This window comes from Methylococcus sp. ANG (assembly GCF_040730495.1).
Taxonomy (GTDB): domain Bacteria; phylum Pseudomonadota; class Gammaproteobacteria; order Methylococcales; family Methylococcaceae; genus Methylococcus.
In genome coordinates, this window is record NZ_CP160399.1 from 178232 (window position 1) to 197213 (window position 18982).

Sequence of the window (18982 nt, forward strand, 5' to 3'; positions counted from 1 at the left end):
GACAGGCCGGCCGTTCGAAACCGCCTGTAGCACCCGGGTCCAGGCTAACATGCATGTCCGGCGAAAGCCAAGACGAAGATGCCGCCGGGAACCCGATTTAACCTTACCGTAATATCGCGGGGCCGTTCTCAAGGCCGAGCCGTATAAGTATCCGGCAGGCCCGTTAAGATTTTATTGGGGTCAGATGTAAGTTTTACGGCGACGGCGCATAAAAGAAACCGATGCCGAGCATCATATAGACTCCGATCAGCATCACGCCTTCGAGCCAGGTCGAGGTCTGGTCGGCCAGGAGGTTCCGGGCGACCGTCACCGACAGGATGATGCCGACGAGTTCGAACTGAGTGAACAGCAGGTCCATGCTCATGCCCATGAGGTTGCCGGCGATGACGAGGACGGGAGCGACCAGCAGCACCAGCTGGGTCGTTGCGCCGAGGTTGACCGACAGGGCGAGGGTCATCTGGTTCCGGTAGGCGAAAGCGGTCGAATTCATGTACTGGGCCACATTGCCTACGATGGAAAGCAGGAACACACCGGCAAACACGGGGGTGAGGCCGATGGCGTCGGCTGCGTCGTCGATGGAGTCGGTCAGCGCATCGCTCACGACCGCCAGCACGACGGCCACCCCGCCGAGTATCCAGAAGGCGGTCCTGGGGCTCCATGCCGGTTTTTCTTCCTTGGTGGCTTCTCCTTTTTCCTGCAGTTCCGCTTTCACCGCGACGGCGCCGACCGCCGGCCGGTGCGTGAGCAGGGTGAAGACCATGCTGGCGAGGTAGACCATGAACAGGACGATGGAGATTTCCAGGCTGATTTCCTGGTCTGGCTTGGCCCCGAACTTGAACACCGCCGGTATCACGAGCCCGAAGGTGCCGAGCATCAGCAGCGCGCCGTTGACCGAGACCATCTCGCTGTCGAAGCTCTGGCGTGGCTTGCGCAGCCCGCCGGCAAGGAGGGAAAGGCCCATGCCGAACAGGAGCGTGCCCATGATCGAGCCTGCGATGGAGGCTTTCAGGATGTCGATCAATCCGTTGCGCAAGGCGGAGACGCCGATGATGAGCTCGGGGGCGTTGCCCATGGTGGCGTTGAGCAGGCCGCCGTACGTGGGTCCCAGATATTCCGACAGGGCGTCCGTGGCTTTTTCCATCAGGCCGGCGAGGGGCACGATGGCAAGGGCGGAGCAGAAGAAAACCAGAATCGGATCGGCATGGAACCAGTTCAGCGCAACCGATACGGGTATCAGCGCAAGCAGCCAGTTCAGGTTCATCCGCAGCCTCATTCAGCTATTTTTCAAATCGCGCGATTATAGTCGGCGGGCGTGATAATTTTTTGAAGGGATTTTTTATTGGCCACGAGCCTTGGGAGCCGAGTGTGAGACTGAACTGGTTGCTGGTATTCATTCCGATCGCGTTGGGCCTGGACTGGCGAGATGCCCACCCCATTCTGGTGTTCCTGGCGTCGGCCCTGGCGATCGTGCCGCTTGCGGCGCTGATGGGCGATGCCACCGAATCGCTCGCGAGTTACCTGGGGCCGACTTACGGTGGCCTCCTCAGCGCGACCCTCGGCAACGCCCCCGAAATCATCGTGGGGCTGTTCGCGCTTCATCAAGGGCTGGTCGACGTCGTCAAAGCCTCGCTGACCGGTTCCATCATCGGAAATCTGTTGCTCGGCCTGGGCTTGTCGCTGTTCGTCGGCGGTGCGAAATGGGGCGAGCAGCAGTTCGATTCGAAGACGGCGCGCCGCAACGCAGGGTCGCTGATGTTGGCGGCGATCGCTCTGATCATTCCGGCCGTGTTTCATTTCAGTGCGAGCTCCGAGGAGGAAATCAGCGTCCACATCGCCGCCGTGCTCTTTTTCGTGTACTGCGGGAGCATCGTTCTGACCCTCCGAAGCCAGAAGGCGGTGTTCGGTGTCGCGGCGGCCGCCGAGGAGCTCGAAGAAAAAGGCAAGGCCGAGCCGGAGCCGCTGGGCGGGGAGCTCGGGTGGAGCAGGAACCGTGCGCTCGGGGTGTTGGCCGTGGTGACCGTCGCCCTGGGCGTCATGAGCGAAATCATGACGGACGCGATCCAGCCGGCGGCCGATGCGATGGGATTGACGCCCTTGTTCGCCGGCGTTTTCCTGCTGGCGATCGTGGGCAACGCCGCTGAAACCTTCAACTCCATCCGGTTCGCCCGCTCCAACCAGGTGGAACTGGCCCTGGGCGTCACCGTCGGCGCCAGCACCCAGGTGGCGTTGCTGGTGGCTCCGGTTCTGGTGTTTTTCAGCATGCTCATCGGGCAGGACATGGACCTCCTGTTTTCCCAGTTCGAGATCGTCGCCGTCATGCTTGCCGTCGTGGTCACGCGCGATCTGGTCCGCGACGGTCGGTCGAGCTGGTTCGAGGGACTCCTGCTGATAGGCGTTTACTGCATCCTCGCCATCGGGTTCTTCTACATCCCCGCCGCGCCGTCCTCCTGAGCCGTTCACTCCGGCCGGTAGCCGTCGGTCAGGGTTCTGAGGAACGCGACCAGATCGTCGACCTCCCTGTCGCTCAGGCGCAGATTGCCGAGTTCGTCGCCATTGACGTTCTGTCCGACCTCGGGCGCCGGCCAGCAGCCCAGGCGTTGGGCTTCGGCTTCGGTCACGAGTTCGTTCCAGCAGGTGGGGCGGACGTCGCGGGTGTTGTAGAAGTCCACCACGGAGCGCAGGGTGCTGAAATAGCCGTTGTGCATGTAGGGCGCGGTAAGCGCGATGTTGCGCAGCGTAGGCACCTTCAGCTTGCCGTTTTCCCAGAATTTGCCCACCTGCTTGCCCAGCCCTAAGTCGACGAAGGCCGGGCCGTCGGGGTTCAGCTTCGGCGGCAGGGCGTAGAAGGGGTTGTCCGGGTTTTTGGGCACACCGAGGTTGTCGTAGGTGTGATCGGTGAACAGCGGCGGGGTACCGTTCGCGCTCGGCCTGCTCGGGTGACAGGCGGCGCAATTGCCCTTTTCCTCGGATTCGAAAACCACCAGCCCGCGCATTTCCTGCGGTGTGAGTCTGACTTTCCCCTTCAGATAGTAGTCGTACTTGGAATCGAACCTGGCGAACACCGGCGACCGTTCGAAGGCGGCGATCGCAGCGGCGATCCGGTCGTAGGCCTTGCGGGTATTGTCGAGCGAGCCGGGCCCGAAGACCGCGTCGAACATCCAGGCATATTCCGCCTCCCGGACCTTGTTCACCACCGTTTGTTTGTCGGGGTTGGCCATTTCCACGGGATTGAGGAAAGGTCCCTTCGCCTGGTCCTTGAGTGTCGACGCGCGTCCGTCCAGGAACTGTCCGCCGACGAACAGGCGCAGACTGGTGTCGTAGTGGAACGGCGGGGTAAAGGCGGCGTAGGCCGCGGTCGGCGCATTGCGGTTGCCTTTGAGGGTTTTCAGCACGCCGTTGGAGGTCGGCTGGTTCTTGTTCGGATCGGAAAATGCCGTGGCCGGATCATGGCAACTGCCGCATGACTGGCCGGGCGGCGTGGACAGGTTGGTGTCGAAGAACAGCTTTTGGCCGAGTTGCGCCTTTTTGGACAGGTGTTTTCCGCCCGGCAGGGTGAGCTCTTCCGTGAAAGCCGAATGGGACGCCATCAAGCCGAAGATGCCCGCTGCGACGGTGAGACGGTAGTTCATTCGAGGTTCCCCCACTCTTGTTTATGCAAATAATGAGAACTATTCTCGTTATGTTTTCTGGCGGGGTCAAGCGCCGCATTTGACCGCCGCCTGATTTCCCGCGTCCCATCAGCGTTCGTTGCCTGAAATGGATTCGCTCAGCCTGTGGGCGCTTGCATGATTTCCATGCTAATGCTAATGTCTGCGCAAACGTAAATCAATCGCATTTGCAGGCGTGTTATTTTTTCACAAGGGGAGAATCAGCAATGAGTGAACCAGCAGCCAAGCCGAGCCCGCTACGGGCGGCGTTGTCCACCGCCCTTCTTTCCTGCGGTATCGCGGGAGAAGCGATTGCCGCCCAGAAGCTGCCCTCGGTCGAGGATCTGTGGAAAGTGATTCAGCAGCAACAGCAGGAAATCGAAGCGCTGAAGACCAAACTCGGCCAGACCGAGACCGTACAGAAGGAGGTCAAGCAGGAGGTGCAGGACCTCAAGACGGCCAACAAGGCGGAGGCGGCCTCCGAGGCGGGAAAGCCGGGTGAGGAGGCCGGCAAGAAAAAAGCCAAGTCCGAATCGGACCGCAAGACCGATATCCTTGCGGCCGAGGTCGAAAAGCTCAAGACCTCGCTGATCATCCCGGAAAAGCGCGAATACAAGAGCATGTATGGCATGGCGCCGGCGGCCTCTCAGGTGTACATGAACAAGCGGGGGCTGTCGATCGGCGGCTACGGCGAATTCTTCTACACCAATTTTCAGAACGACGGGGTGGAAAAATCGCTGCAGCGGAAAAACACGGCCGACATGGCCAGACTCGTTCTCTACGCGGGCTACAAGTTCAACGACTGGATCGTGCTGAACAACGAAATCGAGTTCGAGCACGGTTCGACCGGCGAGGGTGACGAAGAGAAGGGCGAGGTTTCCGTCGAATTTTCGTACCTCGACTTTCTGTTCGACCCCAGGGCCAACGTCCGTACCGGTTTGATGCTCGTGCCCATGGGCTTCATCAACGAAATCCACGAGCCGACGTTCTTCCACGGCAACCGGCGTCCTGCGGTCGAGCAGCTGATCATCCCGACGACCTGGCGGGAAATGGGCGTTGGCGTGCACGGCGAGATCGTGCCCGGCCTGGTTTACCGCGCCTACGGCATCAACGGCCTCAATGCGGAAGGCTTCGATTCGCTCGGCATCCAGGAAGGCCGCCAGGGCGGCAGCAAAGCGTTGGCGGAAAACCTGGCATTCACGGGACGGGTGGACTACATGCCGCCCGAGTTACCGGGGCTGATGGTCGGCGCCTCGACATTCCTGGGCGATGCGGGGCAGGGCAATGTCTTCATGACCGCCGCGGGTCCGCAGAAGCCGAACGTGTTCACCCAGCTCTACGAAGGCCATCTCCAATGGCATTACCGCGGCTTCGAATTCCGGGCCCTGGGCGCCTGGGGCGGGGTCGGCGATGCGGCGATACTCAGCGAAGCCAAAGGCGAGACGGTGGGCAGTTCCAATTACGGCTGGTACGTGGAAGGCGCCTACGATGTGCTGCCCTGGCTGTGGCAGGGGACCACCCAGTACCTCGCGCCGTTCGTGCGTTACCAACGTTACAATACCTTGGCGACCGTGCCGGACGGCTTCCCCGATTACGACGGGCGCTACGATCAGCGCATCTACCAGGCCGGTCTCACCTACAAACCCATCACCAACATCGTCATCAAGGCCGACTACCAGAACATCAGTTCCGGGGCGGGGCAACTGCCGGGCCAGTTCAACCTCGGTGTTGGGTTCATTTACTGATCAATCCAGTCGAAAGGAAAATCCATGCTGTATCGCGGACTCTTATTGGCGGTGGTGGCGATAGCGGGCGTCGCCTGCGCGCCGGCGCCGGTCGTCGACAAGTCGAATTTCTCGGACGTTTCGGGGCTCGAGCCGCCCCTGGGACAGCAAGCGCAGGCGCCGGCCGGTGGCCGCATGTTCGCCGTCTACAACTACTGGCACCGCAAGGGGGCCGTATTCACCGATTCGAGCCGGCAGGTGGTCGGCGAAGGCGCGGTCTTCGTCGATGCCGGCGACGCGGTGTTCCCGGCGACGGTGCAGAACGATCCGGTCTATTGCTCGGAAAAGCTGATGTACATCGATCCCTTGATCGGCGCCTACAAGACGGCCTGTTTCTCGGACGAAACGGGTGATGGCCTCTTCGACCACGTCCGGGTGGCGCCGGAATCGTCCTGGCTCAAGCAGCCGCTGTCGCCGCGGCTGCCTTACAAGACCCAGGACATCGTCGTGCCGCACGGGGGCGCCTTCCGCTACGAGCTGATGTATCAGGGGTTCGCCAACAATACCCTCAGTCTCCGGTTCCTGGAGTACAAGGGGGGAGATTTCGACCGGCCCATGGTCACCCTGGACATGAGCTACGCGGTCGACGCCTTCCCGACCACCATCACCTTCCGCAACCTGAAGGCCGAGGTGCTGGCGGCCGACAACCACAAGATCGTTTACCGCATTCTCAGCGGATTTTGACGTTTTCGTGACTTCGGGTGGTCCGGAAGACGCGGTCTTTGGTGTAGCATGGGCATGTAAATGACATTGAGGAGTATTTTCCTTTGCATAGCCAGTCTTGTGTCTCCTGGGGCGAACAGGGGCAACGGAAGATCGCGTTTTTCGCCGGCCTGCTGATGGGCGTCTGCCTGCTAGGGATCGTTCCCGACAGCGGAGCCACGGTTTATTACAGCCAGGACGAAGCCTTCGAGCTGGCTTTCGGGCCGGGCGTGGCCGTGACGTCCGAACCCGTGTTCCTGACCGACGAGCAGATCGCCGCGGTGGAGCGGGAGGCGCGGGTGAAGCTCGAGTCGAGCCTCTTTACCTTTTACACCGCCGAGCGGGATGGAAAGTCCTTGGGCTTCGCCGCCCTCGAGTCCCACACCGTGCGCACCCAGCCGGAGAGTCTCCTGATCGTGCTTTCCCCCAAGGGCGAGGTGGTCCGGGTGGAGGTGCTGGCGTTCCACGAGCCGCCGGAGTATCAGCCCACGGCCCGCTGGTTCGAACAGATGAAGGGAAGGACGATCGAACAGTTGATGCCGGGCAACGGCATCGACGCCGTTTCCGGGGCGACGCTGAGTTCGGTGGCCGCGCTGGCCAGCGTCAGGAAAGTCAAGGCAATTTTCAGGCAGGCGCATCCCGCCGGAGGTGAATGATGCGATTTTTCGTTACCGGAGAGCAGAATCGGCAGATGATGCTCAACGCCGTCGTGCTTCTGTTCCTGGGGTACATCGCCTTGTTCTGGATCAGCAACGGCCTGATGTATTTCCACAAGATGGGGCTGACGGCGCAATCGGTCGTCGAGTATTACCTCGGCTCGCCGGAAAAATTCACCCAGCCCCGGAGTTACCAGAGTCTGCTGGAAGTTACGCATTTCCACCTGTTTTCGATGGGGATGCTGGTGGTCACGCTCGCACACCTGGTGCTGTTCACGCCTCTGCCGACCCGCCTGAAAGTCTGGCTGACCGGCTTGACGTTTTTCGGCGCGGTGGCGGACGAAGCGGCGGGCTGGCTGGTCCGTTTCGCCCATCCGGCCTTTGCATATTTCAAGATCGGGGCTTTCCTGCTGCTGGAACTCAGCCTGGCGACTCTGATCGTGGTCGTGTCGCTGTCGCTTCTGGCCCAGCGTTCGAGGCAGCGGGCCAAGGAACCGCCGCGCTCCGTTCAGGCCGTGACGGACGTCGTCTGATCGCTTACCAGAGTTTCAGCTTCTTTGCCGAATAGCCTTCCGGAATGCCCATGACGCCGGGCGGCAGGGCATCCGAGCTGATCCTGCTCAGGGTCAGGGTGGCGGCCTGTTTGGACGAGGTGTCGTGGAGTTCGACCGGAATGCCGGGATATTCGCTGAGGTTCACGGTGGGCAGCGGCCCGAGATCGACGTAGCGCGCCGCGGCGCCCTTGGCTTTGTCGGCGATTCTGGAAGAAAACATCATCATGGCGCGCAGGGTTTCGTAGTCTCCGGCCGGAAGCTTGAGCGTTTCCGCAGACGCCAGGCAGATGTCGCCCTTCTTGTCCCCGCCCTGGCGCAATTCCACTTTGCTGCAGGCATAGCCTCCTTGAGTTTTTGCGGTGCCGGCCTGCGTCACCAGGATCGGCCGATTGTCTTCGGATTTGGCCGTGACCCGGTCCAGGTCGACGCCGCCCAGCATGTCCGACCACTTGGCTTTTTGTTCCGGAGACACTTTCTTCAACTGTTCGCCCAGGCCGCGCAGGAGCGGCTGCACGTCCTGGACCTGGGAGGCGAGTTCTGCGACCCGCTGCTCGGTCACGGGCATATAGGCCTGTTTGCGGTGATCGATCAAAAAAGCCGCGTTTCGGGATTGATTGAACAGAATGTCCAGCTTGGTGTCGCCCCCCGCCGACTTGATCAGCACCTGGCCGTCCTTGACGAACAGCGATTGCGGCGCTTTTTCACCGGCGACCTGATATTGCAGAGTGCTGTCGGCGAAGGCCGGGATGACGGAAAGAGGGGATGCGAGGATTGCGCATGCGATGCGCCGGAAAAGTCTTGCCATGGGATGACCTGCTCGGATTTTTCGTAAAGCGGATGATTCGGGACGCTGATCGGCTGCCGGTGCGGCAAATCCGTTAAAATGGGTATTTTCGCGCGGCCTGGAGAATGCTGTGCCTCACGACGACCACGAACATCATCATGCGGCTGATTCCGCCGGAGCACAAGGGCGACTGGTCTGGGCGTTGATCGTCACCGCCGGCTTCGTCGTGTTCGAAGCGCTGGCGGGCTGGAAGGCGAACAGTCTCGCGCTGCTGACCGATGCGGTGCACAACCTGAGCGACGTGCTGGCGCTGGGCTTGAGCTGGTACGCCATGCGGCTGACCGCGCAGCCGGCGCACGCTGCCAAGACTTTCGGCTACCACCGCGCCGGCATACTGGCCGCCCTGGGCAACTCCGCGGGCCTGGTGGTCGTGGCCTTGTACATCATTTACGACGCCTACCTCCGCCTCCAGAGCCCCGCGCCGGTTCAGGCCGACATCCTGATCGGCGTAGGGGGAGCGGCGCTGCTGGTCAACGCCTTCACCGCCTGGCTGGTCCATCACGGCAGCCACGACGACCTGAACATGCGCAGCGCATTCCTGCATCTGATGGGCGACGTGGCTTCGACCCTAGGCGCCATCGCCGCGGGCGTCGCCATCCGCTACACCGGCCTGTACTGGCTCGATCCGGCGGCGAGCATTCTGATCGCCCTGCTCATCCTCTGGAACGCCAAAGGGCTGCTGGCGGAGGTTCTGGACATCCTGCTGGAGAGCACCCCGCGGGACGTGGACATGAGTTCGATGGTGCGGGATCTGATGCAGGTCGAAGGCGTGCACGGCGTGCACCATCTCCATGTGTGGAGCATCTCGCGGCAACTGCGCATGCTGTCGGCCCATGTCGTGACGGACGACATCCGGCTCAGCGAAGGCGAGGGGCTGCAGAAGCGGGTCACCCGTCTGCTCGCTCAACGTTACGGCATCGCGCATACGACGCTGCAACTGGAGTCCGAGAGCTGCCAGCCGGATCTCCTGTATTGCGACATTTCCCGGCCGAATCACCGCTATCACGAAGAATGAGCCGCTGTCGTGCGATGAACAGAGCGTTGGCCGTTTGGCGGCTAATCCTTAGAAAATCGCTAAACTATTGCCGGCTACAATAGGGTCATCCCAAGTTTCCACAGGCATCCCCCTCCATGTTTCCCACCATAGAATCCTTCGTCGGCAACACGCCGCTGGTGCGTCTGCAGCGGCTGCCCGGCGACACCGGCAACCTCATCCTGGCCAAGCTGGAAGGCAACAACCCCGCCGGCTCCGTGAAGGACCGGCCGGCTCTGAGCATGATCCGCTGCGCCGAGGCGAGGGGCGATATCCAGCCGGGCGACCGGCTGATCGAGGCGACCAGCGGCAACACCGGCATCGCCCTGGCCATGGCCGCCGCGATCAAAGGCTACCGCATGACGCTCATCATGCCCGACAACATGAGCGCCGAGCGCCGGGCGACGATGAAGGCCTTCGGGGCCGAGATCATCCTGACGCCGGCGGCGGGCAGCATGGAGGCGGCGATCGACCTGGCGCGGGCGATGGAGGCGCGAGGGGAGGGCAAGATCCTCGACCAGTTCTCCAACCCCGACAATCCGCGCGCCCATTACGAAGGCACGGGGCCGGAAATCTGGCGCGACACCCAGGGGCGGATCACGCACTTCGTCAGTTCCATGGGCACCACCGGCACCATCATGGGCACGGCGCGCTATCTCAAGGAGCGGAATCCGGCGATCCAGATCATCGGCGTCCAGCCCAAGGACGAGGCCAAGATTCCCGGCATCCGGCGCTGGCCGGAGGACTACCTGCCGAAGATCTACGACGCCTCGCTGGTGGACCGGATACTCGACGTGACCCAGGAAGAAGCCGAATCCACCACACGGGAATTGGCGGCGCAGGAGGGCATCTTCGCCGGCATCTCCTCCGGCGGCGCGGTGGCGGCCGCCCTGCGCCTGTCGCGGGAAGTCGGGAACGCGGTGATCGCCGTCATCGTCTGCGACCGCGGCGACCGCTATCTCTCCACCGGCGTATTTCCGGAATAAGATGGGTTATCGAGGCAAAAGAAAGCCGCTGCCGGTCGAGCCGATCGCGGCGCACATCGAATCCTTCGCTCACGACGGCAAGGGGATCGCCCACGTCGACGGGCGGGTGGTGTTCGTCGACGGCGCCTTGCCGGGTGAGGACGTCACCTTCGTCTACACCGAAATGAAACGCGACTATGCCGCCGGGCGGGTGGCGGATATCGTCACGGCCTCGCCCGACCGCGTGCCGGCGCGATGCCAACATTTCGCCCTCTGCGGCGGCTGCAGCCTGCAGTATCTGTCCGAGGACGCCCAGATCGCCCTGAAGCAGGAATTGCTGCTGGAGCAGTTCCGCCGCATCGGCAAGGTCGAGCCGGCGGCCCGGTTTCCGCCGCTACGCGGTCCACACTGGGGCTATCGCAGCCGGGCCAGGCTCGGGGCACGCTACGTCGCCAAGAAGGGCCGGGAGCTGGTGGGTTTTCGCGAGCACTCCAGCGCCAAGATCGTCGACATGACCGATTGCCCGGTGCTGCATCCCGCTCTGGGCGAGCGCATCCAGGCTTTCGCCGAGCTGATCGAAGGACTTTCGCTGCGGGAACGGTTGCCGCAGATCGAGGCGGCGGTCGGCGAGGAGCGCACCGCGCTGGTGTTCCGGGTGCTGGAGGACCCGACCCCCGAGGATTTCGCCCGGCTGGCGCAGTTCGGCAAGGACCAGGGGCTGGACGTCTACGTCCAGCGCGAGGGGCGCGACTCGGTCGCGCCGGTCTATCCGGAGACCGCGCACGACTTGAGCTACAGCCTGCCGGAATGGGACGTGACCTTCCGCTTCGGCCCCCTGGATTTCACCCAGGTCAACATGGCGATCAACCGCCAGATGATCGACCGGGTCATGCAGGTGCTCGATCCGCAGCCGAACGAGCGCGTGCTCGACCTGTTCTGCGGCCTGGGGAATTTCACCCTGCCGCTGGCGCGCCGCGCCGCCCATGTCACCGGCGTGGAAGGCGGCGCGGAGTCGGTAGCGCGGGCGATCCGGAACGCGGCGGACAACGGTATCGGCAACGTCGAATTCCACGTCGCCGACCTGTCCAAGCCGGAGCGCTGCGGCCCCTGGGCCGAGCGGGAGTACGACAAGGTGCTGCTCGATCCGTCCCGCGCCGGCGCCCTGGAAATCCTCCAGTGCGTGCCGAAGTGGAAGGCCGGGCGCCTCGTCTACGTGTCCTGCAATCCCGCTACGCTGGCGCGCGATGCCGGCATCCTGGTCCATGAATACGGCTACCGTCTGCTCCGGGCCGGCGTGATGGACATGTTCCCGCACACCGCCCACGTCGAATCCATCGCTCTGTTCGAGCGCTGAACCGGGTTTTCACCATGAAAAGACTGTTGCTCGCGTTGGCCGCCGTGCCCGGACTCGCCCTGGCCATTCCGGCCACGCCGGTGATGACGCTATACCAGTTCAATGGTCCGCTGGATATTCCGTACTACGATGCCGATGCCTTTCTGCGCAACGGCCCCGCGTCGCCGGCCGGGACGCTGAGCCAGGGCAGTTCGGTCATCCCTTGCCTGGTTCTGAAAAACGGTCGACCGCTGACCGACGCCGGCGGCACGCCTTACGTCGGTTTCAAGCTCGTCGTGGATTCCCGCACCGCCACTCCCGCCTCGGCGGAGAACTTCAAGCAGGCCGTGGCGGAGCGCAAGGCCATGGCCGTTCCCAACCATCATTGCGACGGCTCGGTCCGGCACGTGATCGATGTTCGTAAGCTCTATCCCATGGAAAAAGCGCCTTTCTTCGATCCGCCGCCGGCTCCGGCGCGCCGGCCGGCCAGGCCCGACCAGGGTGAACTGGACCGGATCGTGAAAGCGTTCCATGACTCGCCTCAATGCGGAAGCGGCAACGGCAACCTGACCGGCCGCCGGTCCGCCCTGGACCGCGCCTGGGACCAGTTCTCGCAAGCCAACCCCGGCCATTGGCCGGCGCGGGCGCTGGAGCAGGCCAGGCATCTCGACTACGTCATGCGCACCGCCCTGTTCGAGGGGCACCTGGAGCGGGGCTGTAACGCCTACGGCGCCTGCGAACGCAACGTCATCGCCCTGTCCATCCGCAACCGCGGCAAGGAAGGCTGCAGCAGCGGCCAAGGCTGCGGCGGGCCAGGCGATTTCCAGGGGGTGGCGTCGAAGCCCTCGCAGTACAACATTTGGGACGAGTACCTCACCCAGGTCACGGGCCTCACGGCCTGCTTCCTGCGCCAGGATCTGAGCCACGCCGAGCGCTATGCCAAGCTGCAGGCCATGTACGAGCAAAGCCTGCCGGATGTGCAGCGCATCCTGTTCGGCGATGACGCCGACCTCAAGGACATCTTTCCCGGCGCCTCCCTGGCGGACCTGAAGAGCCTCAGGCACTATTACCACGCTCCGGCCATGGGCAAATGCTTTCCCGGCCACACACGGGCGGAGTACATCTCCGGCGCGGTCGCCAGGAAGGGGACCGATTTCGCGCTCATCGCCAACACCCGGATACAGGTGGACGATCGCACCGACGGCGGCTATTTCTTCCAGGACTTCATCGTGACGCAAAAGGACGACCGGGACGAGGTCAGGATCGCCGACCACTACCCCGGTTTCGTCATCGACGCCCGCAAGATCGATCTCAAGCCCACCGCCCGCTGCGTGCCCTACGGCATCCCGGCCGGCTGCGAAACCGGCGAACCCGGACGCTACCGTACCACGCCGGCATGGCTGAACTCGGGCAAATCGCTGGAGCTGCGCTGCCATATCAAGGACCGCGGCGAAAATTGCCAAGCGCCTGCGGTGGAAAAAACAGCCGTAGTCGGCGGGCGATGCGATACCCAGATGCGGCCGGTGGCCGGGGTGAAGTAACGGGAACCGAAGTGCGCTGAGCACTGGCTCCCAAGCTGGAGTTTGGGAGCCAGACGAGGACTTAAGACAGCCATCAACATCGCGCAAGCTGCCAGAGGAAACGCTGCAAGAGGATGAGAAGCTGTGACCTCCTCCCACAAGCTGGGCAGGGCCGAATCAGAAATTCCGGCGGTGGTTGGGTGATTGAAACTGCTTGGCATGCCGTGTTGGGGGGAGGTCACTAGGGATGTGCAATTGCCGCGGAGCATGAAAAGCTATAGGGAACCTCTAAAAATCCGAATTCCATGCTCTCCAGTTCGTTCGTACCGGAAAAATTCAGGTTTTCGCGCCCAGGACGGCAAAATTCGGGGTTGATCCGGTCCGCAAAGGCCTGTTGCGGGGGTGTTTCCCCCGTTTCAGGCCACAGCGGGCAGACCGATCCCGTCCGGGCTTGCCGCCCGGCGGGCCTGCCTTCTGACTTCGTTCGCCGTCAACTGCACCAGACGCTTCATGTGGTAAGCCAGGCTCAGCAGGCCCACCTTCACCCGCGCTCGCTCCAGGCCGATGGTCCGGACGATGTGTCCGTCCATGGCGGCCTGGGCGCCGAAGATGTGTTCGACCCGCGCCCGTACCTTGGATTTGTTGCGGTTCGACACGGTTTGTTCTTCCGTCAGCGGTGCGGCGCGCGTGCCTTTTTCGTGGATTTGGCTGACCATCCCCGCTTCGGCCAGACGTTCTTCGTGTTTTTCCGAGCGGTAGGCGCTGTCACATCCGGGTGATACTTGCGCGCTAGTTTGCGGTAAGCCTTCTTGATTTCCTCGGCGGTAGCGTTCCGGTCGAGGCCCAGGATGCCGTAATAGTCTTTGTATTTCATTGGGCAAGAAGCGATATTCAGTAAACAAGTTCAATGGGTTGCATTGTAGTGCCGCTGTCTTGATTGGCCCTGCGCCCAATTCGACGCAACATCAGTCTTTGGGTCAGAATGCTGATCGAAGCTCGCCGTGGCCCCGAGCCCAGGAGTGATGACGATGCGCCGCCTGCAAATAAGGCATGTAACTACTTACCGATACGCCGAAGCCGTAACCCTGCTGCCGCATAAACTGATCTTGCGGCCTCGCGAAGGACACGACGTCCACATAGAATCCGCCAACCTCGCGATTTACCCCGCCCATCGCCTGCAATGGCAGCGCGACATGTACGATAACTCCGTGGCCTTGGCCACTTTCACCGAGCCGGGCGATCGGCTGTCGATCGACAGCCGCCTCATCCTCCAGCACTATGAAGACCAGCCGTTAGACTTTCTCGTGGCTGATTACGCCGTGCGCTATCCGTTCCGGTACGATCTCGCCGAGCAGGCTGACTTGTACGCTTATATCGTACCGATATTTGCCCCGGACGAGCCGCTGTTGAGCCAGTGGCTGGAGTCCTTCTGGAAGTCTGGTCAAGTAGTGGAAACCTATCTCCTGCTCGAATGGATCAATAAAGCCATCGCTACGGGATTCACCTATCAGCAAAGGGAAGAACCGGGCGTTCAGACCCCGGCGGCCACCTTGGCCAAACGCACCGGCTCCTGCCGCGACTTCGCGGCCTTATTCATCGAAGCCTGTCACTACTTGGGCTTGGCGGCACGCTTTGTCAGCGGCTATCTGTGTATGCCCACCTCGAATGAGAACGCTGGTGCAACCCACGCTTGGTCGGAAGTTTACCTGCCCGGCGCCGGTTGGAAAGGATTCGACTCCACCTCCGGCCAAGTGGTCGGCAACGACCACATCGCCCTGGCCGTGGGCCGGCATCCCGAATCGGTGCCCCCCGTCTCCGGCGCTTTTTTGTCTGCCTCCCCCCAATGGCCTGTCATGCGGGTGAGGGTGGAGGTGAGCGGAATCCCGGCGCAGTAAGCCTCCACCTAACCCAGTATGCGCTCGTAGATTTCTTTCCCGGCCCGATAACACCCGCAAGAAGCGGATTCCAGGCCCACGCGGTCGAAAATCGTGACGTCCCCGCGGCGGTAACTGATGAGTTCTTGCTTCTGCAGCGAATTTGCCGCTTTGGTGATGCCCACGCTCCGTACACCCAGCCGATAGGCCAAAGAGAGGTGGGTGTGACATGAAGCGTGTCGGACTGCGCCCGGTCCCGAGCCGTCAGCAACTGGTGGGCGAGGCGCGCCTCCACCAGATGGAAGCCAGCGCATGCGGTCGTTTGCGCGAGCTGAACCAACAACACGTAGAGGTAGCGCTTCAACGCCCGCTGCAGTGCAGGATTCTGTTCGAACTCACTGAGAAACGATTGCGCCGTTGTGCGCAGCGCAGGACCTGCCCCCTGGGTCAGAGCTTGAAATGGCGCGATATCGACTCCCAGAATCAGGGTGATTCCGAGCATGCCTTCATTGCCGATCAGCGCCACTTCCAAACCTGTACTGCCATCGACGGGCAGCACCAGCGAAATCACACTGCCGGTGGGAAAATAGACATGGCTTATCGGATCGCCGGGGTTTCCCAGGACATCGGCCACTCCGAGTTCGACCGTCTCGCAGCTCGCCAGTAAACGTTGACGGTCTTTCTCCGGGAGGGCGGCCAATAGGCGATTGGTGGCGGGAACAGCTTGGGTGTATGGCACGGCGACTCTCCGGAAATCACTGGAAAACCCAGCCGGCGACACCGGGAGAGGATGCAATGTCGTCCCGACGCAGGAGGCCGAAGACACGGAGATGGATACCCGCGTCTCAAAAATTTAAATTTATCCAAAAAATTCGCCACCGTCTATGCGTTGGCAAACACACCTACGCTGGATCGGGCTTAGGCGGACACGCTAAACTGATCGTCTCGAGGGTCGCCCTGCCGGGGGGGAGCAGGCGCTCGAATTCCGCTTTGACCACTTGGTAGCATTCGCACACCCGGGCTTCCAATCCCGGCCGGTCCAGCACCGCGATGTGGCCGCGGCTGTAATCAATCAATCCTGCTCGCTGCAATTTCCCAGCGGCTTCCGTCACGCCTTCACGGCGCACACCCAGCATATTGGCGATCAATTCCTGGGTCATGGTCAACTCGTTCCCGGGCAGCCGGTCCAGGCTGAGCAGCAGCCAGCGACAGAGTTGCTGGTCGATGGAATGATGCCGATTGCAGACCGCCGTCTGCGCCATCTGAGTCATCAGCGCCTGGGTATAGCGCAGCAACAAATCGTGCAATGCCCCGTTTCGGCATTCCCCGGAGCGGTCGAACTCCCGCATAAGGATGTGGGCCGGCAGCCGATAAGCGCAGCCCGCACTCTGCACGACGGCACGATTCGGCATGGTCGCACCGCCCATGAAGAGGGCAACACCGATGACGCCGTCATTGCCGACCACGGCGATTTCAGCCGACGCGCCATTCTCCATGACGTAAAGCTTGGAGACGATGCAAGTCGCAGGGAAATAGGCGTAACGCAACTGGCTCCCTGCCTCGTAAAGAACATGGCCGAGCGGCATTGGGATCAACTCAAGATGGGGCAAAAGGCGCTCGTATTCGGCTGCAGGTAGCGCATCGAGGAGATGGTTTTGGCGAGGACTTTCCAGGTCGGTCATAGGCAGCACTCACATTTACCGATCGAGATCGAAGGCCTGCATCCGTGAGGCCAAGCGCAAAATTCCAGGTGATGCGATTCGCACAAAGCTCGTATTTCGGCGTTAATTAAAGCAACCCTATGGCGTTCTGCAAGAGCGCAAGCAGATTTTTCGCTGCGCATTCGAACGGTGTGGGATTCGCTGTGCGCGGCATAGCAAGAGGCGTTGAGCCCCGGAACGGGAACAACCGCCAACCCGGCCATTCTTATGGCCTGGAGGGGAAAGCCGCCTTGCCGGTTTCCCAACGGGAATCCGGAAACCTATCCGCGACAGCTGCTTACGTGCGTTACCGTACCGACGGCGCCTGATGTTGCGGTTAGGCTGCGTTCCAGTGACTGAAACGACAAGCAACAACTTGCCGCAAAGCGCGCTCTTTCCGGGGATCACATCGGCATCAACGCCTCTCGAAGCCGCACAAACCGATACGGAACGACGTAAGAACGCCGATCAACACCACAGAGAAACCCATGAAAACAAAAGACGAGTATATAGAAAGCCTGGCTTCAGAACTGAAAGAGTGGAGCGCTCAGATCGATCTCTTGGCAGCCAAGGCGGAGAACGCCGCGGCAAATGTGAAGCTCAAGTATCTCGAAGAACTCGATGCCTTACGTGCCAAACAGCATGCGGCCGCTGAAAAGATGAAAGAGTTACAGGACGACAGCGGCGATGCGTGGGAGACGGTCAAAGAGACTGCGGATAGGGTCTGGGATGACCTGAGGACCGGCTTGGCCAATGCTGTTTCCAAGCTCAAATAAGCCAATGGCGGCGCCTCGCAAGCGCGGCCTTTCGGCTCAGCGGGATAAATTGCTGCGCCAAGGGCGGAAACCCCCTGCCCTGATTCGATTTCCCCTGCCTGAATGGCGTTGCCTTTCTTTATGGCTCGTCCCACGCCTCAGCAGTCTGTCCTAAACTTGTCGAAGCCGCCGGGATCGGAGGAAATAAAAGGAAACCTTACTCCCGCCCGGTGCCAAGGTTCCGGGGACGGCCGACAGCGACCTTCTGTTCGATACCGTACAGACCGCGCGCGACCCTGCCACTAACTTGTTCTCTTACTTAGGCATTGGAACAAAATAACTCTTCCAAATACTGAGGGGTTTGTTCTAAAGTTGCGGTATGGAACATGCCGCAATCAAGAAGCGCTTTGAGAAACTCGATCGGTACCTGGACGAGCGTCTGCGGCGCTTGGTTGCCGGGGCGGAGGCGCTGGCGATTGGCCGAGGCGGAATCTCGGCCGTGTCACGGGAAACCGGTTTATGTCGAGAGGCGATTCGTCAAGGCTGCCAAGAGTTGGAACAACAGAATGCCTTGCCTCAGGGCCGTATTCGCCGGAAGGGGGCAGGCCGGAAACGGACGGTTGACCAGGACTCCACCCTGAAGGCCGATTTGGAGCGATTGATTGATCCGGTGACGCGCGGGGATCCGGAATCCCCGTTGCGTTGGACGTGTAAGAGCACGCGGCAATTGGCCGAAGCCCTCACTGAGATGGGGCACCGAACCAGCCATCGGATGGTGGGCGAACTGCTCCGCGCGCTGGGCTATAGCCTGCAAGGTAATCGAAAAACCTTGGAGGGCGGTTCGCATCCGGATCGCAATGCCCAGTTCGAGCATATCTACACCCAGGTGAAGCAGTTCCAAGGGCGGGGCGATCCGGTCATCTCGGTGGACACCAAGAAGAAGGAACTGGTCGGGAATTTCAAGCAACAGGGCCTGGAATGGCGCCCCGAAGGGCAGCCGGAAGCCGTTCGGGTGTATGATTTTCAAGACCCCGAACTGGGGAAGGTGGCACCGTATGGCATTTACGATCCGACGTTGAATATCGGCTGGGTCAATGTCGGGACGGATCACGACACCGCGCAATTCGCGGTGGAAAGTATTCGCCGCTGGTGGCACTCCATGGGCGCACCGTGTTATCCGAAGGCACGGCACTTGTTGATTACGGCCGATGGCGGTGGGAGCAATGGCTCGCGTGTGCGCTTATGGAAGCGGGAGCTTCAGGCATTAGCCACCGAGTTAGGACTGGCCATCACGGTGTGTCACTTCCCGCCGGGAACCAGCAAATGGAACCAGATTGAGCATCGCCTATTTTCCTTTATCACGATGAATTGGCGCGGTCGTCCGCTCATCAGTCACGAGGTCGTGGTGAATTTGATTGCCTCGACGACCAATCGCAAAGGCTTGCGGGTCTATTGCGAACTGGACGATAGCGAATATCCCAAAGGGATCAAGGTCACCGACGCGGAAATGGACGGCCTCAAAATACAGCGCCATGCCTTCCATGGCGAATGGAATTATACGATCCTGCCGTAGCATTCATATGGCAGATTTATTTTGTTCCAATGCCTTAGAACC

At 61.5% G+C, this 18982-nt stretch carries 18 protein-coding genes and 1 pseudogene; 12 read left to right on the forward strand and 7 right to left on the reverse strand.

Translation table 11 applies throughout. The features are described from left to right. Window positions 1-193 precede the first annotated feature (193 nt). On the reverse strand, window positions 194-1261 hold the full coding sequence (cax, locus tag ABZN20_RS00825) for a calcium/proton exchanger (RefSeq protein ID WP_218806253.1): 1068 nt from the start codon (window positions 1259-1261) through the stop codon (window positions 194-196). 104 nt (window positions 1262-1365) lie between these two features. Here cax (ABZN20_RS00825) and cax (ABZN20_RS00830) point away from each other — a divergent pair, with 104 nt between their 5' ends. Continuing rightward, complete coding sequence (cax, locus tag ABZN20_RS00830; protein WP_367026478.1) at window positions 1366-2451, forward strand: calcium/proton exchanger; 1086 nt, start codon at window positions 1366-1368, stop codon at window positions 2449-2451. 5 nt (window positions 2452-2456) lie between these two features. Here the strand turns inward: cax (ABZN20_RS00830) and ABZN20_RS00835 are convergent, their stop codons facing one another. Beyond that, entirely contained in the window at window positions 2457-3629 is a 1173-nt protein-coding gene (locus ABZN20_RS00835) for a cytochrome-c peroxidase (protein ID WP_367026479.1), read from the reverse strand. 245 nt (window positions 3630-3874) lie between these two features. Here ABZN20_RS00835 and ABZN20_RS00840 point away from each other — a divergent pair, with 245 nt between their 5' ends. The 4 genes from ABZN20_RS00840 to ABZN20_RS00855 all read left to right on the forward strand — a co-directional run bounded on the left by ABZN20_RS00840 (window position 3875) and on the right by ABZN20_RS00855 (window position 7322). Further along, window positions 3875-5392: a hypothetical protein gene (locus tag ABZN20_RS00840; protein ID WP_367026480.1), complete on the forward strand. Its 1518-nt coding sequence runs from the start codon at window positions 3875-3877 to the stop codon at window positions 5390-5392. Between the two features lie 24 nt (window positions 5393-5416). Further along, a complete protein-coding gene (locus tag ABZN20_RS00845) occupies window positions 5417-6115 on the forward strand; it encodes a hypothetical protein (RefSeq protein ID WP_367026481.1) in 699 nt (232 codons plus the stop codon). Between the two features lie 83 nt (window positions 6116-6198). Beyond that, window positions 6199-6789, forward strand: coding sequence for an FMN-binding protein (locus ABZN20_RS00850; protein ID WP_255556347.1), 591 nt, complete (start codon window positions 6199-6201; stop codon window positions 6787-6789). Then, the gene (locus tag ABZN20_RS00855; RefSeq protein ID WP_367026482.1) at window positions 6786-7322 is read left to right on the forward strand and encodes a hypothetical protein; all 537 of its coding nucleotides are present in this window, start codon (window positions 6786-6788) and stop codon (window positions 7320-7322) included. The genes ABZN20_RS00850 and ABZN20_RS00855 overlap by 4 nt, the downstream gene beginning before the upstream one ends. 4 nt (window positions 7323-7326) lie before the next feature. On the opposite strand, the gene ABZN20_RS00860 is transcribed toward ABZN20_RS00855, so the two are convergent. Further along, the gene (locus ABZN20_RS00860) at window positions 7327-8148 is read right to left on the reverse strand and encodes a hypothetical protein (RefSeq protein ID WP_367026483.1); all 822 of its coding nucleotides are present in this window, start codon (window positions 8146-8148) and stop codon (window positions 7327-7329) included. A 109-nt stretch (window positions 8149-8257) separates the two neighbouring features. Between ABZN20_RS00860 and ABZN20_RS00865 the strand changes: the two genes are divergently transcribed. The 4 genes from ABZN20_RS00865 to ABZN20_RS00880 all read left to right on the forward strand — a co-directional run bounded on the left by ABZN20_RS00865 (window position 8258) and on the right by ABZN20_RS00880 (window position 13059). Further along, window positions 8258-9202 carry a cation diffusion facilitator family transporter gene (locus ABZN20_RS00865; protein ID WP_218806260.1) on the forward strand — a complete coding sequence of 315 codons (945 nt, stop codon included), beginning with the start codon at window positions 8258-8260 and terminating at the stop codon, window positions 9200-9202. 116 nt (window positions 9203-9318) lie between these two features. Next, window positions 9319-10206: a cysteine synthase CysM gene (cysM, locus tag ABZN20_RS00870; protein ID WP_367026484.1), complete on the forward strand. Its 888-nt coding sequence runs from the start codon at window positions 9319-9321 to the stop codon at window positions 10204-10206. A gap of 1 nt (window position 10207) precedes the next feature. After that, the gene (gene rlmD, locus ABZN20_RS00875) at window positions 10208-11539 is read left to right on the forward strand and encodes a 23S rRNA (uracil(1939)-C(5))-methyltransferase RlmD (RefSeq protein ID WP_367026485.1); all 1332 of its coding nucleotides are present in this window, start codon (window positions 10208-10210) and stop codon (window positions 11537-11539) included. Between the two features lie 14 nt (window positions 11540-11553). Continuing rightward, window positions 11554-13059, forward strand: a complete 1506-nt coding sequence (locus tag ABZN20_RS00880; protein ID WP_367026486.1) for a hypothetical protein — start codon at window positions 11554-11556, stop codon at window positions 13057-13059. Between the two features lie 395 nt (window positions 13060-13454). Here ABZN20_RS00880 and ABZN20_RS00885 read toward each other — a convergent pair whose 3' ends face one another. Together ABZN20_RS00885 and ABZN20_RS00890 are read right to left on the reverse strand one after the other, a co-directional pair. Then, entirely contained in the window at window positions 13455-13754 is a 300-nt protein-coding gene (locus ABZN20_RS00885; RefSeq protein ID WP_367026487.1) for a hypothetical protein, read from the reverse strand. Window positions 13755-13801: 47 nt separating this feature from the next. Next, a pseudogene (locus ABZN20_RS00890) lies at window positions 13802-13912 on the reverse strand (DnaJ domain-containing protein); the annotation flags it as partial. A gap of 154 nt (window positions 13913-14066) precedes the next feature. Here ABZN20_RS00890 and ABZN20_RS00895 point away from each other — a divergent pair. Further along, entirely contained in the window at window positions 14067-14933 is an 867-nt protein-coding gene (locus ABZN20_RS00895; RefSeq protein WP_367026488.1) for a transglutaminase family protein, read from the forward strand. Here the strand turns inward: ABZN20_RS00895 and ABZN20_RS00900 are convergent. Both ABZN20_RS00900 and ABZN20_RS00905 read right to left on the reverse strand, forming a co-directional pair. Next, a complete protein-coding gene (locus ABZN20_RS00900; protein ID WP_367026489.1) occupies window positions 14890-15651 on the reverse strand; it encodes a Crp/Fnr family transcriptional regulator in 762 nt (253 codons plus the stop codon). The genes ABZN20_RS00895 and ABZN20_RS00900 overlap by 44 nt on opposite strands. A gap of 163 nt (window positions 15652-15814) precedes the next feature. Then, a complete protein-coding gene (locus ABZN20_RS00905) occupies window positions 15815-16594 on the reverse strand; it encodes a Crp/Fnr family transcriptional regulator (protein ID WP_218806266.1) in 780 nt (259 codons plus the stop codon). Between the two features lie 506 nt (window positions 16595-17100). Between ABZN20_RS00905 and ABZN20_RS00910 the strand changes: the two genes are divergently transcribed. Together ABZN20_RS00910 and ABZN20_RS00915 are read left to right on the forward strand one after the other, a co-directional pair. Further along, complete coding sequence (locus ABZN20_RS00910) at window positions 17101-17388, forward strand: coiled coil domain-containing protein (RefSeq protein ID WP_266023393.1); 288 nt, start codon at window positions 17101-17103, stop codon at window positions 17386-17388. Between the two features lie 358 nt (window positions 17389-17746). Next, on the forward strand, window positions 17747-18940 hold the full coding sequence (locus ABZN20_RS00915) for an ISAzo13 family transposase (protein ID WP_367025483.1): 1194 nt from the start codon (window positions 17747-17749) through the stop codon (window positions 18938-18940). Window positions 18941-18982: the final 42 nt, after the last annotated feature.

Coding starts and splice junctions, on each gene's coding strand:
- cax (WP_218806253.1), bottom strand. CDS start 1,261: ATGAACCTGAACTGGCTGCTTGCGCTGATACCCGTATCGGTTGCGCTG.
- ABZN20_RS00860 (WP_367026483.1), bottom strand. CDS start 8,148: ATGGCAAGACTTTTCCGGCGCATCGCATGCGCAATCCTCGCATCCCCT.
- ABZN20_RS00835 (WP_367026479.1), bottom strand. CDS start 3,629: ATGAACTACCGTCTCACCGTCGCAGCGGGCATCTTCGGCTTGATGGCG.
- rlmD (WP_367026485.1), top strand. CDS start 10,208: ATGGGTTATCGAGGCAAAAGAAAGCCGCTGCCGGTCGAGCCGATCGCG.
- ABZN20_RS00845 (WP_367026481.1), top strand. CDS start 5,417: ATGCTGTATCGCGGACTCTTATTGGCGGTGGTGGCGATAGCGGGCGTC.
- ABZN20_RS00885 (WP_367026487.1), bottom strand. CDS start 13,754: ATGGTCAGCCAAATCCACGAAAAAGGCACGCGCGCCGCACCGCTGACG.
- ABZN20_RS00895 (WP_367026488.1), top strand. CDS start 14,067: ATGCGCCGCCTGCAAATAAGGCATGTAACTACTTACCGATACGCCGAA.
- ABZN20_RS00840 (WP_367026480.1), top strand. CDS start 3,875: ATGAGTGAACCAGCAGCCAAGCCGAGCCCGCTACGGGCGGCGTTGTCC.
- cysM (WP_367026484.1), top strand. CDS start 9,319: ATGTTTCCCACCATAGAATCCTTCGTCGGCAACACGCCGCTGGTGCGT.
- ABZN20_RS00905 (WP_218806266.1), bottom strand. CDS start 16,594: ATGACCGACCTGGAAAGTCCTCGCCAAAACCATCTCCTCGATGCGCTA.
- ABZN20_RS00910 (WP_266023393.1), top strand. CDS start 17,101: ATGAAAACAAAAGACGAGTATATAGAAAGCCTGGCTTCAGAACTGAAA.
- ABZN20_RS00915 (WP_367025483.1), top strand. CDS start 17,747: ATGGAACATGCCGCAATCAAGAAGCGCTTTGAGAAACTCGATCGGTAC.
- ABZN20_RS00880 (WP_367026486.1), top strand. CDS start 11,554: ATGAAAAGACTGTTGCTCGCGTTGGCCGCCGTGCCCGGACTCGCCCTG.
- ABZN20_RS00855 (WP_367026482.1), top strand. CDS start 6,786: ATGATGCGATTTTTCGTTACCGGAGAGCAGAATCGGCAGATGATGCTC.